13 protein-coding genes and 1 riboswitch are annotated in these 18,020 nt (G+C 31.6%); of the genes, 5 read left to right on the plus strand and 8 right to left on the minus strand.

Annotated features, from left to right (window positions below):
• Positions 1–126 precede the first annotated feature (126 nt).
• A complete protein-coding gene (locus tag CVD18_RS00580; RefSeq protein ID WP_103863508.1) occupies positions 127–351 on the minus strand; it encodes a hypothetical protein in 225 nt (74 codons plus the stop codon).
• 363 nt (positions 352–714) lie between these two features.
• Here CVD18_RS00580 and CVD18_RS00585 point away from each other — a divergent pair, with 363 nt between their 5' ends.
• The 5 genes from CVD18_RS00585 (at position 715) to CVD18_RS00605 (ending at position 7,797) form a co-directional block, all read left to right on the plus strand.
• The gene (locus tag CVD18_RS00585; protein WP_103863509.1) at positions 715–1,911 is read left to right on the plus strand and encodes a hypothetical protein; all 1,197 of its coding nucleotides are present in this window, start codon (positions 715–717) and stop codon (positions 1,909–1,911) included.
• A 5-nt stretch (positions 1,912–1,916) separates the two neighbouring features.
• Positions 1,917–3,062 (plus strand): hypothetical protein, encoded by a 1,146-nt coding sequence (locus CVD18_RS00590; RefSeq protein WP_103863510.1) that lies wholly within the window; start codon positions 1,917–1,919, stop codon positions 3,060–3,062.
• Between the two features lie 133 nt (positions 3,063–3,195).
• Positions 3,196–3,384, plus strand: a riboswitch (cobalamin riboswitch).
• Positions 3,385–3,487: 103 nt separating this feature from the next.
• Complete coding sequence (locus CVD18_RS00595; RefSeq protein WP_103863511.1) at positions 3,488–5,827, plus strand: TonB-dependent receptor; 2,340 nt, start codon at positions 3,488–3,490, stop codon at positions 5,825–5,827.
• A gap of 102 nt (positions 5,828–5,929) precedes the next feature.
• Positions 5,930–7,378, plus strand: coding sequence for a PepSY domain-containing protein (locus CVD18_RS00600; protein WP_103863512.1), 1,449 nt, complete (start codon positions 5,930–5,932; stop codon positions 7,376–7,378).
• A gap of 77 nt (positions 7,379–7,455) precedes the next feature.
• Positions 7,456–7,797, plus strand: coding sequence for a nuclear transport factor 2 family protein (locus tag CVD18_RS00605; protein ID WP_103863513.1), 342 nt, complete (start codon positions 7,456–7,458; stop codon positions 7,795–7,797).
• Positions 7,798–7,902: 105 nt separating this feature from the next.
• On the opposite strand, the gene CVD18_RS00610 is transcribed toward CVD18_RS00605, so the two are convergent.
• The 7 genes from CVD18_RS00610 to CVD18_RS00640 form a co-directional block, all read right to left on the minus strand.
• Positions 7,903–8,679: a class I SAM-dependent methyltransferase gene (locus tag CVD18_RS00610; RefSeq protein WP_103863514.1), complete on the minus strand. Its 777-nt coding sequence runs from the start codon at positions 8,677–8,679 to the stop codon at positions 7,903–7,905.
• A gap of 249 nt (positions 8,680–8,928) precedes the next feature.
• Entirely contained in the window at positions 8,929–9,468 is a 540-nt protein-coding gene (locus tag CVD18_RS00615) for a hypothetical protein (protein WP_158250358.1), read from the minus strand.
• Positions 9,465–9,938: a hypothetical protein gene (locus CVD18_RS00620; protein ID WP_103863516.1), complete on the minus strand. Its 474-nt coding sequence runs from the start codon at positions 9,936–9,938 to the stop codon at positions 9,465–9,467. Before CVD18_RS00620 ends, CVD18_RS00615 begins: the two co-directional genes overlap by 4 nt.
• Before the next feature lie 498 nt (positions 9,939–10,436).
• Positions 10,437–10,751: a hypothetical protein gene (locus CVD18_RS00625; protein WP_103863517.1), complete on the minus strand. Its 315-nt coding sequence runs from the start codon at positions 10,749–10,751 to the stop codon at positions 10,437–10,439.
• 259 nt (positions 10,752–11,010) lie between these two features.
• On the minus strand, positions 11,011–11,688 hold the full coding sequence (locus tag CVD18_RS00630) for a hypothetical protein (RefSeq protein WP_103863518.1): 678 nt from the start codon (positions 11,686–11,688) through the stop codon (positions 11,011–11,013).
• Positions 11,688–13,262, minus strand: a complete 1,575-nt coding sequence (gene tssD / locus CVD18_RS22460) for a type VI secretion system tube protein TssD (protein ID WP_158250359.1) — start codon at positions 13,260–13,262, stop codon at positions 11,688–11,690. The genes CVD18_RS00630 and tssD overlap by 1 nt, the downstream gene beginning before the upstream one ends.
• Positions 13,263–13,882: 620 nt before the next feature.
• A complete protein-coding gene (locus CVD18_RS00640) occupies positions 13,883–17,977 on the minus strand; it encodes an ATP-binding protein (RefSeq protein ID WP_103863519.1) in 4,095 nt (1,364 codons plus the stop codon).
• Positions 17,978–18,020: the final 43 nt, after the last annotated feature.

Genomic DNA, 18,020 nt, shown 5'->3' on the forward strand with positions numbered 1-18,020 from the left:
CTTAGATTAAACAATACTAGTATTTCTCTAATTAGAGAAACAAAGTATTCTAGCATACAAGATATTAAGCAATATTAATCTGTATTGAACTTATTCAATACAGATTAATATGATGCATAAATATAGTTATACCTTATCGGGCATTCCTTTTAATCTCTTTTCGATTTTCTTTTTCTTTTCTGTAATACGTTTCATAAGATCCATAAGGTCTGGATCTTTAGTTTCTTTATAGATTTTATTAATGCTTAATATAAGTGCCTTAGCTTCTCTAGAGGCTGAAACTCTATCACTAGTACTCATATTATTCATTTTTCTATTTTCGAACTCCAATGCTTTTTCTATTAATTCCATAACTTACCTTTTTATTAAAGATATAATCGCTTATTGCTTTTTAAGCGCAATTAAACAAAAATTAGTGACTACTATTAAAATAATTTAATTTTTCTAATAGACAAAAAAAAATAAAGATTTCTTTATAAAATTTATAAAAGAAGTAATTAAATAGAGAAATTCTTTATTACTGTGCGTGTTTTATCTGCAATTTTAAGGATTTATGTGGTGAAAAAGAATGAAAAAGTAATGATTTTATTTTTTTTTTTGAATTCTATTAGAATTATCAAGAGGTTTTTTAAAGAACAATAAAGCACTTTTCCCTAATAAATAATCAAATAATACTATTTTTGACGAATATACAATGATTTAAAATTCTAGATTATGCGATACATTATCTTATTTGTTTTTGTAATTAATTGCCAAAACTTATTTTCTCAAAAAGAACAATTGTTTCCTTTTTACGATGGGACTAATTGGGGATTGTCTGATGGAGCAGACTTAGAGATTACTATTTTAGATACAGATAGTATTAGCCCAATTTTTGTTCAGATTACTAAAAAAAAGAAATTATATAAAAGTTTTAATAAAAATATTGTTTCTCTAATAGATGAAAAAGGAAATGTATTAGTTACAGGATATGAGGATTACAATAGTTTTTCTGGATATAAATTAAACAAAAATGTGGTATTATGTAGTAAGGGAGAAAAAGTAGGAATATATGATCTAGATAAAAAGAAAGAAGTAATACCTACTGTGTATAAGGAAATATTAGACAGATATGATTCGCAAGATAACTTGTTCTTTGTAGTAGAAGATGCTGAAAAAGCAAAAGGACTTATAAATACAGCATATAAAACCATTGTAACTCCTGATAAAAAATGGAAAAGCATTTATATAGAAGAAATGCAAAAAGACGGTAAAGAAATCGATGTAATCCAGCTGAATGATAATAATTATGATGCAACATACATGTATATGGATGGAAAAAAAATGCCTAAACCTGTAGTTGATAGTAATGATGATAGTTTTGAAGATACAATTATAGAAATGGTTGAAGAGGAAGATTATATGTCTAGTGGTGGTCTTAGATGTAAACACAAGGATGAGTTGATTACTACAGAAGAAGGCGTATACCAAATCAAGTCTTGTAAACAAAGTAATACGATTGACCTGCCGAAAGGATATAAAATAGAATCATTATTAAACCCTAAGAAAAACTTAGAATCTGATTTTGCATATATCTCTTACAAAAAGAAAATTGGTATCTACAGTATATTGAGTAAAAAGATAGTGGTTGATGCAAAGTATGATCAGTTAGATAGAATAAAAGATGGATCTTATTTCTTAGGAAAAAAAGGAAAATATGTTGGATTGGAATATCTGTATAAAAATTATGATGGTGAGATAGAGCAACGCACCATAACTCAACCTCTGTTTTTACAAATAGAAAAATCTAAAGAGTTATATAAAACTTTTATCATAAGCTTACCAAAAAATGTAAGAGGATATATGGTAGTAGAGGATAAGAAAACGATCTATTTACCAAAATCTATTAAAGCTAAATATAAAATTCAGTAATTGTAATGATACAACAGTTTTTTGCGACCAGTTTACTTTTATTATGTTGTACCGTTTGGGGACAAGTACCCTATTATAATGGGACAAGTTGGGGGCTGGTTGCAAAAAATGGTAAGATACTAACACAGCCTAGTTATGATAATATACCTAAATATATGGGATCACCCCAAGGGAATGATATTTTTAAAGTAGTGATCAAAGACACTGTTTTTTTGGTAGATGCATATAAAAAAACAATCCTTAACGGATATGATGATTACTCAGTATTACGATATCCATTATTACGAATTAAGAAAGGCAAAAAGTACGGTGTTTATAACCTGAATACTCATACTTGTGTTGTAGCTCCTACATATGATATGTTGAAATCAGATTATACGCTTTCTGATTTTTTATATATAGTAGAACTTAATGGTAAAAAGAGTGTTATAAATAAAGATGGAGCTGTTCTTATACCCTGGGATTCGTATAAAAAAATAGAATCCCAATTATTTGATGGGAAAAAACATATCATCGCTCGGTTTTCTGGAGATAAATTTTTATTGTTTGATATGAATGGCGCTGTAAAAACAGATTATTTTGTATCAGACAACTCTTTTAGTTATATTGGTTTTGGGGATTATAAAAATACTCCATATAAATTACACGCATTAGGTGATAAGAAATACGAAATAAAAGACGTTAGAGCAAGAATCATTTATAAAAAACAAATAGCATCTACTATAGTTCCTGATCGATTATTATACTCACAAAATATTCCATCAGAGCGTATGGCATTGATTTCTGTGTATAAAGAAGGGAATAAGGAAGGTCTGTTTGATTTGGTATATGAAGAGAAAATTACAAAAAAAACGTATGATTCTTTGTATACAGTAAAAGGGGAGTATACCAGTCATACCTTAATCAAAAATGATGGTTTATATGGTATGATATCATATGGTAGAAAAGAGGATGCTGATTATGAAGAGAAACATATTACTACTCATGTTACTCCAATAATATTTTCAAAAATAGAAATACTCGAAGGATATGGAATGTATGCTTTATATGAATTGCCAAACAGATATAAGTGTTTTGGTTATTATGAAGAAGAAGAAGAAAAGATGATACTTTATCTTCCTACAGAAATTCAAAAAAAATACAAGTTATAGCTGTTCTCCTATAGCTATAAAAATGATTTTATAGATTTTTCAATGTATAAATCGGATTTAATAATTAGCCGTTAGTTTCTTGTAATATATAGTTATATCATTTCTAATTGTGTGTACTATAAAATAAAAACTATCTTCGCGCCCGATTCATGGTTTTTTACCTCTGGTAAAAATTAAAAGGGAATTTGGTGAAAATCCAAAACTGTTCCCGCAACTGTAAGACTCATAAAAAGGAGTGTCATAAAACCACTGTAGCAAGGCTATGGGAAGGAGACACATACCGAGCCAAGTCAGGAGACCTGCCATAAATTATTAATCATTATTAACTCTCGGGTAAAGAGTAAGAATAATAATAGCCACCTTCAACAAAGGGGGAGTCTTTATTTATTTCTACAATTTTCCCTGCTTAATCTCAATTTTTTAAAATGAAAAAATTAGTATTATGCAGTGCCTTATTACTATTGGCTATTACTGCCTATGCGCAATCAAGCATTACAATTACAGGAACTGTTAAAGATCAAATTACAGGAAAAGGAATCCCTAATGTATCTATCAGTGTACAAGAAACAAATTTAGGAACAACAACCAATCAAGAAGGAACCTATTCAATCTCATTAGAGAAAGGGGCATATGAGATACTTTTTTCAGCAATGGGCTATCAAAAGAATAGTAAACATATTAGCTTATCTCGAGCAACACACATGTTAGAAGTTACCCTCACAAAAAATATTAATGGATTAGATGAGGTACTCATCGATAGCGATCCTAATAAAATAGGAAAAGAAATATTAAACGTTAATAAGTTAGGGGTTCAAGGTATAGATATTCCTGTAACTGCCTATAGTGTTAATGCAAAGGTTATGGAGCAACGTAATGTTTCTGATTTAGGAGATGCTGTAAAGAGTGCAACAGGAGTACGCCCAATAAACAGGTATGGAGGTTTTCAAACATTCAGAATTCGAGGATTTAATAATTTTGTATTGTTGGTTGATGGAGTCAGAGATGAGAGACACAACCTATCTACCAGTGCCCCTTCAACAAACTTATCCAATGTAGAGCGAATAGAAGTTCTAAAAGGGCCAGCAGGAGTATTGTATGGTCATTCGGCATTGGGAGGGATTATAAATATTGTTCGTAAAAAACCTAGTTATACTCAAAAAGCCAATTTCAAAAGTACCTATGGAAGTTTTGATACCTATAATATCGAAGGAGGTGTCGGAGGTCCGATTTCTGATAAATTGCGATATAGAGTAGATTTAGGGATGACACGTACTAGTGGATGGAGAGATTATGGTGTAGCTACCAACAATGGATCTCTAATGTTAGACTTTACCCCCTCTACAAAAGATGAATTATCTTTTTATTTTCAGACAAATAGTGATGTTTATGATACAGATACAGGTATTCCTGTAGATGAAGACAGTAATGTAATTGAAGGGATGAATCCAGAAACCAGATATAATGACCCGCAAGACCACCTAAAACACAAACGTTTTGATTATCAAATCAAGTATACACATCATTTTAGTGAAGATTTAAAGTTATCTGATCATTTGTCCTATTCAGATGATGATATAGATTATCTGTCTACAGAGTTTTTAGAAGTAAATGAGCGGCAAGATTCTATCACTAGAGCTTTCCCTTTTTATTTTAATCATCAAACCAAAACATTTCAGAACCAGTTGGATTTGAGTTATACTTTCAAAACAGGGGGGATTGAGCATAAAGCTTTATTAGGGAATTCTGTAAGTATTTTGGATCGCAGAACTTTTAGAGGAGAAGTAGTAGGACCTGGAACTTTTACTACTATCTCTGTTCAAAACCCTGTTTTGAATCAAGGGCATATTGAGGCTGTTGATACTAGGGTAGATGTAAAAAAAGAAGTGGTGTATGCATTTTATTTGCAGGATTGGATTAAGATTTCTGATAAATTAAAAGGATTAATAGGACTGCGATATGATAGATTTACAGGAACATATTATAGGGATGCGATCGATAATAATAGGGATTTGATTACTGCTGGAGATCGTACAAAAATACCATCATCGTCATTGTCATATCGTGCAGGGTTGATATACCAACCGATCAAAGATGTAGTAAGTATCTTTGCTTCATATTCTAATTATTTTAAACCTTCAAGAAGAGTAACACCAGACGGTACTGTATTTGATCCAGAAACAGGATTTCAAAATGAATTAGGAGTCAAATTTCAAAAAAATAATAAAATTGCAGCTACAATCTCTGCGTATTATATGTTAAAAAATAATATAGTAGAAAGAACAAGTGTAGATAACTACCAGCAAATAGGTTCTGCTGATTCTAGAGGTATAGAGTTTGATATAGAATCAGAGCCTGTAGCTGGGCTTTATTTTAAATTAGGATATGCTTTTGTAGATGCTAAAATAAGAGATTATGATGAGGCTTTACAAACTGTACCAGCAGGAAATAAATTGCCTTTTGCTCCAGAGAATTCTACTAATTTCTGGGGTAATTATGAGTTTCAAAAAGGTATTATACAAGGTTTAGGAATAGGAGTAGGGATGAATTATGTAGACAAAAACTACACGGATTCTAGCAATACATATGAGTTGCCATCGTATACAACTATAGATGGAGCCCTTTATTATCAAGCAAAAAAAGTAAGAATAGGGTTGAATATCAATAATATTGCTGATGAGCTTTATTTTACAGATGCAATTTACTCAAATCAATTTTTTCCTGGTCAAGGCAGGAATTATAAAGTAAGTCTGTCGTATAAGTTTTAAATATATCTCATAAGGAGAATGCTCTCGTGCTAAATATCATGAGACATTCTCCTTTATATCTATAAAATATGAGGCTGTATAATTTTCAATTTATTTAGATATATGAAAAAAATTATTTCTTTACATCACTGGTTGGGTACCTTTTTTTGTGGGCTTTTCTTACTGTGGTTTTTATCGGGATTTGTGATGATGTATCAAGGATTCCCTTATCTGAGTCAGGCAGAAAGAATAGAGATGCTATCTGGGGGATCAAATAAAGAGTTATTATCTCCTAAAACTGTTTTTGAAAAAGATAGTATTAGTGAAATATTTCAACTTAGAATGAATCATGTTGTTAATCGACCTGTTTTTCATTTGATTACAAGCCAAGGCAAACTTATTTCTAGATATGCAGATAATGGGAAAAAGATAGTTTTAAACAAAGAGCTAGTACAAAAAATAGCAGCACAAAACATACAAACAACAAATAATGCTACGATCCAGAAACTAACAGAACTAGATCAGTGGATACCCAGGACCAAGTATTTACAGCATATGCCTATCTATAAAATTGAGTTTGAAGATAAGAATAACACTTTGGTTTATATCTCATCGATTACAGGAGAATTACTTGCTATAAACACCTATTCAGAAAGATTTTGGTCATGGGTAGGAGCGATCCCACATTGGATTTATTTTAGAGATATCAGGATTCATAATACACTATGGTCACAATTGATAAAATGGTTGGCCGCTCTAGGAACCATTATGGTTATTACAGGAATGGTTACTGGCTTAGTTAGATATAAAAAGAAGCCAAAAGCAAAATTTAAAAGATTTAAAAACAAATGGTATAACTATCATTATTATTTTGGGTTATTTTTTGGAGTATTTGTCTGTACCTGGATTTTTAGTGGGTGGATGAGTATGACTCCTTTTAATTGGACTCCTAGTACAGAATTAAGTAAAGAAGAAACCTTACTATGGCAAACGCACCCATATACCTTGAGTGATTTTGAGGAGGATAATTGGAGTAATTTTAAAAATCAAATCAAGAATCAGCATTTTAAAGAGATTTCTTTTACCCTTTTTCAAGGCAATGTGTATGCTCAGGTATTTATGGGGGATAACAGCTCTTTGTATAGTTTAAATAATTCTAATTCTAATTTAGAGATAGATACTTACCAAAAGGTTATAGCTTTGTTCTCACCAGAAAATAAGGTGGTAGAGAGTGTTTTACTCAAAGAATATGACAACTATTATTATAGCCGTCATAACGATAAAGAACTACCTGTACTTAGAGTATATACAGTAAATGATATAGCATATTATATTAATCCCAAAACGGCTCAGGTTGTGTACAAATGCGGGACCAAAAACAGGATTCAACGATGGATTTATCATGGCTTACACAGTTTCGATTTTTCTTTTCTGGCATGGAACAGGCCTTTATGGGATATCGTTGTAATTATATTGTTACTAGGTGGTACCATCCTTAGTTTTTCAGCAGTTGGATTAGGGGTTAAGTTTGTTAAAAGAAAAAACAGAAAAAGAAAAAAGAAACTTTCTTAATGTTAATTTATAGTTTATAAAGTTAAATTAGCTTTGTAATAACGGGTTTAGTTTCTTTTCAAACAATCACTTAAATTATGAATACAAAACAAATTGTACAAGGACAGTTAGATGCATACAATGCTGGAAATCTGGATAAATTTGTTTCCTACTTTTCTAATGATATTAAGGTTTATAAATTTCAGGAATCTACTCCTTATCTGACATGTATGGAGAAATTCAAAGCAGTATATAAAGATGTTTTTGATAGTTCACCAGAATTAAAAGCTATAATAGATACTCGAATTGTATTTGATAACAAAGTAATCGATCACGAAAAAGTGACTGGTAGAAAAGGTGCAGAATCCAGTGAGGTTATCGCAATTTATGAAATAGAAAATAAGCTGATAACCAAGGTTGTTTTTATTAAAAAACAGTAGATATAAGACAGATGTGTCAAGAACTGATATCAGAATGTATAAATCGTTTTAATACTAGAAAAAATGCTTGATTACCCTTGTGTAGATGTGGTTGCAGAGGTTTGACTATTTTTTTATGGCAACGATAATGATGGCATTTAAATAGCGTTCATTTTTTTTAAATACTTTTCGCATCGCAACTATTCTTTTACGAGCAGATGAATTTGTAAGGATGTTAAAAATTATTTTTAATGTTCTAAAAAAACCTTCATCATCAATTATTCTTTTGGGTTCTAATAAATGCATGGCATTGGTTTCTACACTTTTTATAGCAAAACCCTCTTTCTCTAATAAGGTTGACCATTCTTTGGCAGTAAGAGGTCTTGCATTTACTTTGATCACTTTGGCTAATTCTTTTTGAATTTGAGACTTAGTTTCCTCTTTAATACTATCAGGAGATAAGCCTAACTCATGAATCCCATATAAACCTCCTTTTTTCAAAATTCGGTAGGCTTCTCTAATGATCTCAGATTTTCTATGATCTGATTGCATAGTTAACATGGCTTCACCATATACTTTGTCTGAAGACTCATTTGCTAATGTAGAATCACTGGCATTTCCTACAATTATTTTTCTTCCTACACCGTTAATACTCTTTCTCAAAATAGAAGTTGCTTCCTCATTCAATTCTATTCCTGTATAGGTCTTTGGGTTATTTTTTAAGGCTATAGAAGCTGTAAAACCTAAGCCTGGAGCAAATTCTACAATGTTATCACTAGAATTTATTGTAAGGGTGTCAATCAATTTTAAGGTTAGTTTTTTCCCTCCTGGCCGAAGTACTTTTTTCCCCATTTTAGCTAGTATCCAATGGCCTTGTCTAGTGTCAATTGTTTTATTTCTCATACTAAAATCTTTAATGCTTGATATGTCTAAAACATTATTTATAATGATTCAAAATTAGAGAATAAAAGAAAGTAGTTTTATGATTTAAATCATATTAAAGTTTGTTTTTTGAAGTGAGTTCAATAGACATATTTAAGTTTATAGCTAGGATTCAGGTTGCCTTTTTGGTAAGTTTACTGTAGTGCTCTTTTTTTTAGGAACTATAATTTTTTGGATTCAATGTTCCAAAAGGTATTCTAAGTGTTGATATCAATTTAGTGGTAGTTTACCATAAATTATTTTTTTTTGTTCTACTACCAATGGTGTGTAAAATGTTTTATAGTCAGGGTCATATACAAAACCTTTAACAGTAATGTCATTTTTTCGTAGGACCTTACCCAGAAGAAAGGTACTAAGTAAATGTTTTTTCTGTTTTTGAAGATGGTAAGATGCTAGACTTATTAATTTTGAAACAGTATTTTTCTGATTTTTATAATGGCTAGATATGCCATATTCTGGTTTTATTAAGGCTTTCTCGAGTGGAAAAGAAATTTTACGATCAGTAAATTTTAAAGTTTTTTTGTAAAATAAGTTTGTTACCTTGACTATAAATATTACTTCTTCGATTTCCTGATCTTTGATAAAATTAATAAGGTTTTCTTGGGTTTTTACATCCCAGTTAAAATTGGCCCCTAGGGCCATATAAAAAAATGCTCTACAATTAAAAGATTGGTTCAGAATACTTTCCATATGGTCCGAAGGGCAGATCAGAAACAAGCAGTTTCTTGATGTCAATTTTTTAAAATTCATGCGTTTTTTCCTAAGTTAAAAGGTAAGGATGAATGATGCAGATCGATGTTAAGGTTTCCACTCTTATCTTTAGAATACCCAAAAGTATATTCTACTTTTGTTTCTCCTCCTTTTGTATCAGTAAAAAAGTAATTCCCCATTGCCAAAGCACGATTCTCTTCTAGAATTAAAGAAACATTCTCAAACCTAACCTTGATCCATGGTTGAAGTGCAAATCCGTTATCTTCGCTATAATTGGTATTGCCTCCAATAAAATAAGAGATGGCCCCTTCTTTGGTAATTCTAAATTGCTGTATGGCTGTTTTGGTAGGTTTAAATAGTACTTCTTTAGTATCAAAATCATAAAGTTGGGTTACAAAATTTTGAGTAAAAGATTCACATTTTTCCCTTTCAGATGCTAATGCTCCAATATTTACTACTCCTTCTCCCCAGATTTTCTGAGCGTTTTCTACTTCTTGTTTTGTAATCATGATAATTTAATTTTAGTATTTAATATTTAATGTTCTTAATAATTTTAGTAATTATAAATTCATAGAGGCTTTTTGGCAATGTATTAAGGAGAATAAAAAGAGATATCAACCCCTATGACAATTGATAAGCCTGTACATTTTGTTGATTATAGTAATTAATACAATCATATTACATCAGAAAGAGGATATTGATTAGCTACCAGAAATACGTTTGTTGTCAGGTTTTGGGTATTAGAAATCTTTGTTCCTTATATACTTAAAAATTTATGTACACCTTGACTCAAATTGTTGATAGTTATCACAATTTGTAATCCTACTTTTTTATGCTATATGATTGTGTAAAAGCCTTGTTAAGAAGATAGAAAATCCCTTGATATGCTTACAGAATTAGATGACTATTGAGTAATAATAGCAGGTGTGTTTATAACTTAATATATAGGAGTTTCAAAATGAATAAAATTATATTATAAGTAAAGACACTATTTCTATAAAAGACAGTTACCCTAGTGATACGGGAGGGGGTTTGTTGTAAATATTTCTTGGGAGCGTTATACAATAGTGAGATGTGTCATACTCACAAAGTCTTTCTTTTTTTTGTAAAACCATCGTTGGTTTTTGTTCAGGTAGAACAAATGCTTGATCAAAAAAAGGAATGTCTTGTTGGGATGCTGCGATAATTTCACACAACTCACAATGTGGTGTCTCATCTTCTTCAGAAAAGTGTGAAAAGGCATGTAGATTAACTATCCTTAAGAATAGAAAAGTAGAAAGAAAAATAATTGAAATGGTAGTATTTCTAACTTTTAATCTCATTTGATAAAGATACTAATTAATCAATATTTTCTACTATACGACATTTAAAAGATTCTATTTTTTAGAAAACTTTAAGGAGCTGATTTTTATATTATATGTCAATGCAATTGTATACCAGAAATATATAATAAAAATATCGAATACTGAATATAGGTGTGCTTATGGTAAAATGATTAACGGTTAAAGGATAAACATAAAAACCTTTGTAGAGATGATTGAAATGAGATATTTATCCTAATCGATCATGAGTTTGGGTTTGTTACCCAGGGTTTGCAGTAACCTTTATTTTTTTTATTAGTTTACCAGTTTGTGCACTGATCACATAGCACCATGATTTGGCATGTTGTGTAACCTCTGGGTCTTGTGGCTCATCTATAAAGACTTTCCATACATAAGTCTTTTTTGCATCAGTTACCAAACTATCTCTGGTAATAGCAAATATAGAATCCCTCTTTCTTTTTAATCCTTCTGTAATCTTTAGAGCTTCTTTATAACAAATAGGGTATTTGTCTGCTTGCCTATAGTCAATAACTTTGGTGATATTACCGATACTATCGTAATAGGTTCTTTTATTGATCTTTACATCTCCTTTTAAATAAATAAAAGAAATGGATTTTATAGTACCATTAGGGTGATAATCTATCCACTTACCTATGTTTGTTTGTTTGTTTATTTGTTTGTTTGTTACTTCTCCATCTTTCCATTTAAAATATTCTTGATTAAAAGTTGCGTTATCTTTTATTATTATTGTGCCCTCACTCTTCGTCTCATTATTATAATATTTTTCTATGTCTAATCGCATTTCATCTTTAGTAATAATAAATATGGGATCATTCTCCTTACAAAAATTGTCATTGGTAGTAAACTGTTTGGTACTATTACAGGCAGTAATACATAATATACAGGTGGTTATAATTGTAATACAATATGTTTTCATTAGTTAGCGTATTTACTATTACGTAGTTTTTCCCATTGATAATAATGGGTTTGTTTTTTGATGCTACTATAATCCATATAGTTTTTGGTACTCTTTTTTGTAAAGGTATGTTTTTGCCCCCTATTTATTGTTTTGCCCTTTTTATCTTTTTCTATAAAGGTATGTGGTAGTCCTATAGCATGCAAGACCTCATGAGGGATTTCTACAGCAGATTGTATCTTTTCGTTTTTTATAAACATGGCAGAGACTCCACTTGCTGTTAAACTGATTCCATTAGAATAATCATAAGCATCATTATCATTAGGGGTTCTACACTTTAGGTTGGTAAGAAATAGAATAATCTCATTCGCAACATTAGTGATGCCTATGGTATCGGCTTTATAGAGATGATGAAGTTCTCTAAGAAATGTAATTTTATCAGCCTCAGTAAATTTGATACGGTCATCTTCTTGAAATGTGGTATCAAACTCAGCTAGAGATTGCTTGATATAGTTTCCTTTTTGATCTAGCTTACTTTTGGCAGTCAATGCTCTTAGTTTATGGATATCCAGTATATCTGCTTCCTTATTAACAATATCTAAGTCAATTAAGGCAGGGATTAGGGCTTTTTTTAGATAATTTTCTAGTTTTTGTTTTGTGATTTTTCTTTGCAATGCTTTTGTATCTTCTTTTTCTCCCTCAATCTCCACAAACACCCATCTTAGTTGTATAGATTTGGGTTTAGGGTGATATATCTCTAGCATGCCTGCGGGGTTGTTATCTGCGGTAATCTTGATCTGTGAGAGATCAGTAGCATTATTGAGGCAACGTATGGTTACCTCTTTGGCATCTATAATATCGGTAGGGTGTATATCAAAATCAGGATGGGGTTCTATCTGCACAGTGCTGTATTCGTTTCTACTACGGGTGGTATGATCTAGTTGCAGGGTAATGGTCTGGTCTTTTCTCATACTAAGAATAGGTACAGCATAATCCTCACTATCTACCTCGATACGGGTATAGGCATTGTGGTAGTTGGTTTTGTCTGAGGTACAGTTGCGTTCTAGTGATTTGCTCCACTCATCCCAACCATAAACTCCTTTGTTAAGTTTGTCTTTGTTGGGTTTAAAGACGGTTTTCCATTTTTTTATAAGTTCTTCCTCCTCCTCTTGGGCTATAGGTTGGTTTGTAGAGGTAGCGTCATTTTCTCGCCACCATTTAGAGAGTACTTGTTCGCCATTGCGTATTACAACGGGGGTAGAGATTAGCAGAATATAGACAGGCCCATCTATAGTATATCCTATATTTTTTAGCCCTACACAAAAAGCCCCTTGAAACTCTAGTGTTTTAAACATCTTATTTCCCTCAAAGGATTTTTCTTCTATTGTACATCCTTTTCTCATATTGGGGGCTAATGCCCACTTATCAAACAGGTAGGTCCATCTGCCTATATCGGGTACTACTATTTGGTAGAATCCTCCTTGTGGTGCAGTAGCAGGCAAACCATTCCAATCGGTTTGTTGTTGTACTACTTCTGTATACGACAGCACAGGAATACTATACCCATCGATATAGAGTTTTACATTACTTCGCATGTTATGACTTTAGATTTTAATGAGTTATGTGTGTTTAAATTTTATAATGAGGTAAATATAACACAAGCAGAATTACTTTGCTTATAGATATTTATATAATTGTTATGGTTTTACCACAAATTTTACTTTGTAATCGATTGTTTAGTAGGGCTTTGTGATATGCTTAATTGAACACTACCCAACAATAAGTGGTTTTACCCCTTGCTGAGCCCCTTTGAGGTATCCTCCAGAAGGTTCGAAGGGTCATCAAGGTAGTTCTAGGTACCTATATAGGTAGCTCGAAGCGTGGTTGAGGTGATTCGAACCACCTATATAGGTGGTTCGAGTTGATAATTTATCAACTCAAAGGGTCAGGATATCAGATTGAGTCGATAATGTATCAGCTCAAAGGGTTAGAAGATCAACTCGATTTGATAATGTATCGGCTCAAAGGATCAACTTATCAAATCGAAGCGATACTTTATCAGCTCGAACCACCTCGGGATCAGCTCGAACCCTCCCGATAAGGGGGTACCCCCTTATCGGGAGGGGGTGTGAAATTTGATGTTTTTATATTTACTAACAAGTGAGACCTTTATACTAGTAGGTGGAATTGAAATAGTATTACCTCTCAAAAAAAATTAAAACGTATTATCTACTTGGTGTTGTTTTAGATATAAGGTAACTCCCATTTCTTTGGCTTCTTTTTTAAATACTCCAGGAGTTTTCTCAAAATGTTTTTTAAAACATTTTGAGAAATATTTAGGATCATTAAATCCTGTCATAAAAGAAGCCTCGGATATATTATATCCATATTGGGTAATCAAAATAGCTGCCTTTTTTAATCGGAGCAAACGTACAAAATCTACTAGGCTATGTCCTGTAAGAGCTTGGCATTTGCGATATAAACTAGAGTACCCCATATGTAAGGATTCTGCCAACTCTTCCATCTTAAAATCAGCATCACCCAATCTAGCGTTTATATGCGTCATAAGATTTTCTAGAAAAATCTCATCCAAAGATTTTTCTACAATTACCTTGGGACGGCTTATGATCTCTTTTCTATATTTTGAAATGATATGTTCTCTTGATAACAAGATATTTTTTACTTTTAGTAATAGCTCATTGGTATTAAAAGGTTTATTGATGTATTCTATTGCTCCCGATTTTAATCCAGAAATTTTGGCATTGGTAGAGTTTTTTGCCGTGAGTAAAACAACAGGAATATGCATGACCATAGGATCTTTTTGGATTTTTTTGCACATTTGGATTCCATCTAGCTTTGGCATCATAATATCGCTGAGAATAAGGTCAGGAATATTGGTTTTGGCATAGTAATACCCTTCTTCGCCATTTTCTGCCAGAATAATATTATAGTCATTACACAAAAGTTCTTTTAATAAAGATTGCAAATCATAATTATCTTCTACAACAAGAATAGTTTGCTTTGAGTAGTCTACCTTTTCTTTATTATCAGACGTTTGCTCTTCTATAGTGGTGTGAGTAGTAACCTCTTCTGTCTCGTGTATTGTAATTCTTTCTGAATCACTATATGCATCTTCTGTAATAGGGAATTTGATGGTAAATGTCGTACCCTCTGTAGGATTAGAGTCAACCTTGATTTTACCTTTATGCAGGCTCATTAATTCTTTGGTGAGTGCTAATCCTATACCAGTACCTTTGTTTTTTTTACCAATATCAGATTGGTAGAATAACTTAAAAATATGTTTCAATTCTTTATCAGGAATTCCTGGCCCAGAATCTATCACAGATAGTTTTATTTTTTTCTTATTATTAACTGGTACAATGTTTAAAAAGATATTACCCTCTTTGGGAGTAAACTTAAAAGCATTAGAAAGTAAGTTATATATCACATGCTCTAATTTCTCTTTATCATACCATGCCATTGGTAAATTTTTGGGGCAATTGATGACAAAATCAATTTTTCTTTTTCTTGCCAGTTCCTTAAATGATAATGAAATGGTATGTATATCTTTATGCAAATCATTTTTGGTAACTGTAAGTCTTAGCGTTTCTAATTCTTTATTTCTTACCAATGTTAATTCTTGTGCAATTCTAGAAAGGCGTTTAGTATTGTATGCTATAATATTCAAGCGTTGTTTTAATAATAGGTTGCCGTTTTTCTCTGCCTTTTTTAGCATGTCATCTATGGGGCCTAAAACTAGGGTAAGAGGAGTTTGAATCTCATGTGACATTTTTGCAAAGAAATTCATTTTTAAATCATGTAATTCATTTTCTTTTTTATGATTGATTTTCTCTAGAAACAATTTCTTTTTCAGTACATACCACCTTCTTACCCCGTATGCCATAAGTACGAGTATGGCTAAATAGAAAATATATGCCAGAGGAGTGTTCCATAGTGGTTGGTGTATTTGAATAGCAATACTTTTTTGTGGTAGGTTCCAGACTCCTTTTTTTGTGCCTGTTTTTACCTCAAATGTATATTTTCCAGGAGGGATATTTGTATACGTAGCCAAGCGTTCGGATTGACTGGTAATCCAATCTTCATCAAACCCCTTAAGTCGATATGCATAATAATAACTAGGGTTTAGTATATTATCGATAGCATAAAACCTAAAGGAGAAATAGGATTGATCATGCTCTAATTCTAGAGAGTTAACATCAGATATCTCAGTCTTTACCATAGATGGTAATAAGGAATATACAGGTTGATTTAGTATCTCTACACTATTGATATACAATCGGGGATCGGCAACCTTTTCTCTCATTTTTTTGGGATCAAAACTATTGATCCCTTTGACTCCTCCAAAATATAAATGCCCTTGTGTATCGTTAAATTTACTTCTGGCTAGAAACATATTATCTTGAAAACCATCTGTATCATAATAGGTTTTTACAGACTTGTTTTTAATATCCAGATGGTTGATACCATTATTTTTAGAACTAAGCCATAAACCACCTTCATTATCTTTGAGGATAGCATGAAATATTTTTTCTTTGATAGACGCTATATCCTCAAATGTAGTATAGGTCGTATTACTGATATCAAATTTCAATAGTTTTCCGAGTCCATTAATTAGCCAGATTTCCCCCATGTCACCAAGAACCATCGATCTAACAGCATGAATTTCACCTTTTAAATTTTTATTTTTCTGTGAATGATCAATAAATGTAGAAAGACCTATATTGGTAGTGTTTTCATCAAATTGAAACAACCCTCCGTTATACTGTCCTAGCCAAATTAGACCCGTATTGTCCTCAAGAATACTCTCTGTATTACTTCCTTTTAATCCATTAACATTATGATCAAAAATGGCAATAGGCTTTAAATCTGGAGTGTATAAATTGATTGATAGGTTTGATCCCACCCAAATACGTCCTTTAGAATCACAAAAAACAGTACGTACATCTTTGGCTTCTTGTTGATTAGAATTATACACGTTTACTTTTTGAAAAGTATGATTGACTGTACTATAACGCCACAAACCATTTTTATAAGTTCCAAACCAAATATTTGATTGGTTATCCTCTGTAATAGATTGAATGTAAAATCCTTTATTTAATGGTAAATCATTAAAATATTGTGTTTCATGCGTGGTTCCATCACTATTATAAGTTATACTCGTTAATCCAGAGCCATCTGTTCCTACCCACAATACACCTTTAGAGCTTTTGAAAATGCTCAATACTCTAAGCGGTGTATTGTTTTCTGAACCTTCATGATATTTGATATCATTATTACTATTAGGAAGAATATTAAGTCCCCCATAATTAGTAGTTATCCATATATTACTATGATTATCTTCATTTACATTCACGATAGTATTACTGCTTAAAGAAAACTCATTAGAATACTGCCGTGTAAACAAATCGATCTCACCAGTAATACTATTTATTTTGTATAACCCACCACCATCAGTTCCTCCCCATATATATCCATCCTTACTGCAAAACAAGGTAAGAAACATTTCTTTATTAATATTAAACCGTTCTTGCTCAAAAAAAGAATCTTGAATAAACCGTTCTTGTATGGGATCATAAACAAACAACCCGTATGTTTCTGTACCTATCCAAAGTTTATTATTGTTATCTGTAGTAAGAATAATACTCCCAGGGTAATTAGAAAATGCACCTATTAGTTCGGTTGTCTGTCCTGATATTAGTGAATACTTATAGATAGCGCCTTTACTAGTACTCATATATATATCAGAGGAATTTATAACCTCTATATCCGTAATGTTTTTGATATTAGGTGCTATATCTGAGATAGTAGTAATGTAATGTAGTTTGGAGTTGGTGTATCTGTATATACTTCCCTGTTTAGAGCTTAACCAAACATTATTCTCCTTTACAACAATAGAATTTATAATTTCATTTTCTGGCAACCAAGGAGTCATATCCTCAAACTGCTCAGAACTTGATGTATATTTTGATAACAAACCAGACTGTGATGTGATCCAGATATTCTTATCATGATCAACAAATAGATTGTTTATAAAATCATCATGTTCAATATCAGGAAAAATGACTCTGTCATTAATCAATTTATAGTCATACCCATTATATACTAATACTCCATTATCACATAATATCCATATAGTACCCAATGAATCCTGAATTGTTTTGGAAGGAAGAACAAACCTATTATCGTTGACAGGCGATAAATGCTTGAAATTTGTATGATTTTGACTATATGAAAAAGCAAAACACCCTATGAAGATGCTCAATAAATAAAAGTTCTTTGATCTGAACATAAAAATGACTTTTTTTAATTGGTAAGCCTTCTTTTTGAACTAC

This window comes from Aquimarina sp. I32.4 (assembly GCF_002924285.1).
Classification (GTDB): domain Bacteria; phylum Bacteroidota; class Bacteroidia; order Flavobacteriales; family Flavobacteriaceae; genus Aquimarina.

Coding starts and splice junctions, on each gene's coding strand:
- CVD18_RS00580 (WP_103863508.1), bottom strand. CDS start 351: ATGGAATTAATAGAAAAAGCATTGGAGTTCGAAAATAGAAAAATGAAT.
- CVD18_RS00585 (WP_103863509.1), top strand. CDS start 715: ATGCGATACATTATCTTATTTGTTTTTGTAATTAATTGCCAAAACTTA.
- CVD18_RS00590 (WP_103863510.1), top strand. CDS start 1,917: ATGATACAACAGTTTTTTGCGACCAGTTTACTTTTATTATGTTGTACC.
- CVD18_RS00595 (WP_103863511.1), top strand. CDS start 3,488: ATGAAAAAATTAGTATTATGCAGTGCCTTATTACTATTGGCTATTACT.
- CVD18_RS00600 (WP_103863512.1), top strand. CDS start 5,930: ATGAAAAAAATTATTTCTTTACATCACTGGTTGGGTACCTTTTTTTGT.
- CVD18_RS00605 (WP_103863513.1), top strand. CDS start 7,456: ATGAATACAAAACAAATTGTACAAGGACAGTTAGATGCATACAATGCT.
- CVD18_RS00610 (WP_103863514.1), bottom strand. CDS start 8,679: ATGAGAAATAAAACAATTGACACTAGACAAGGCCATTGGATACTAGCT.
- CVD18_RS00615 (WP_158250358.1), bottom strand. CDS start 9,468: ATGAATTTTAAAAAATTGACATCAAGAAACTGCTTGTTTCTGATCTGC.
- CVD18_RS00620 (WP_103863516.1), bottom strand. CDS start 9,938: ATGATTACAAAACAAGAAGTAGAAAACGCTCAGAAAATCTGGGGAGAA.
- CVD18_RS00625 (WP_103863517.1), bottom strand. CDS start 10,751: ATGAGATTAAAAGTTAGAAATACTACCATTTCAATTATTTTTCTTTCT.
- CVD18_RS00630 (WP_103863518.1), bottom strand. CDS start 11,688: ATGAAAACATATTGTATTACAATTATAACCACCTGTATATTATGTATT.
- tssD (WP_158250359.1), bottom strand. CDS start 13,262: ATGCGAAGTAATGTAAAACTCTATATCGATGGGTATAGTATTCCTGTG.
- CVD18_RS00640 (WP_103863519.1), bottom strand. CDS start 17,977: ATGTTCAGATCAAAGAACTTTTATTTATTGAGCATCTTCATAGGGTGT.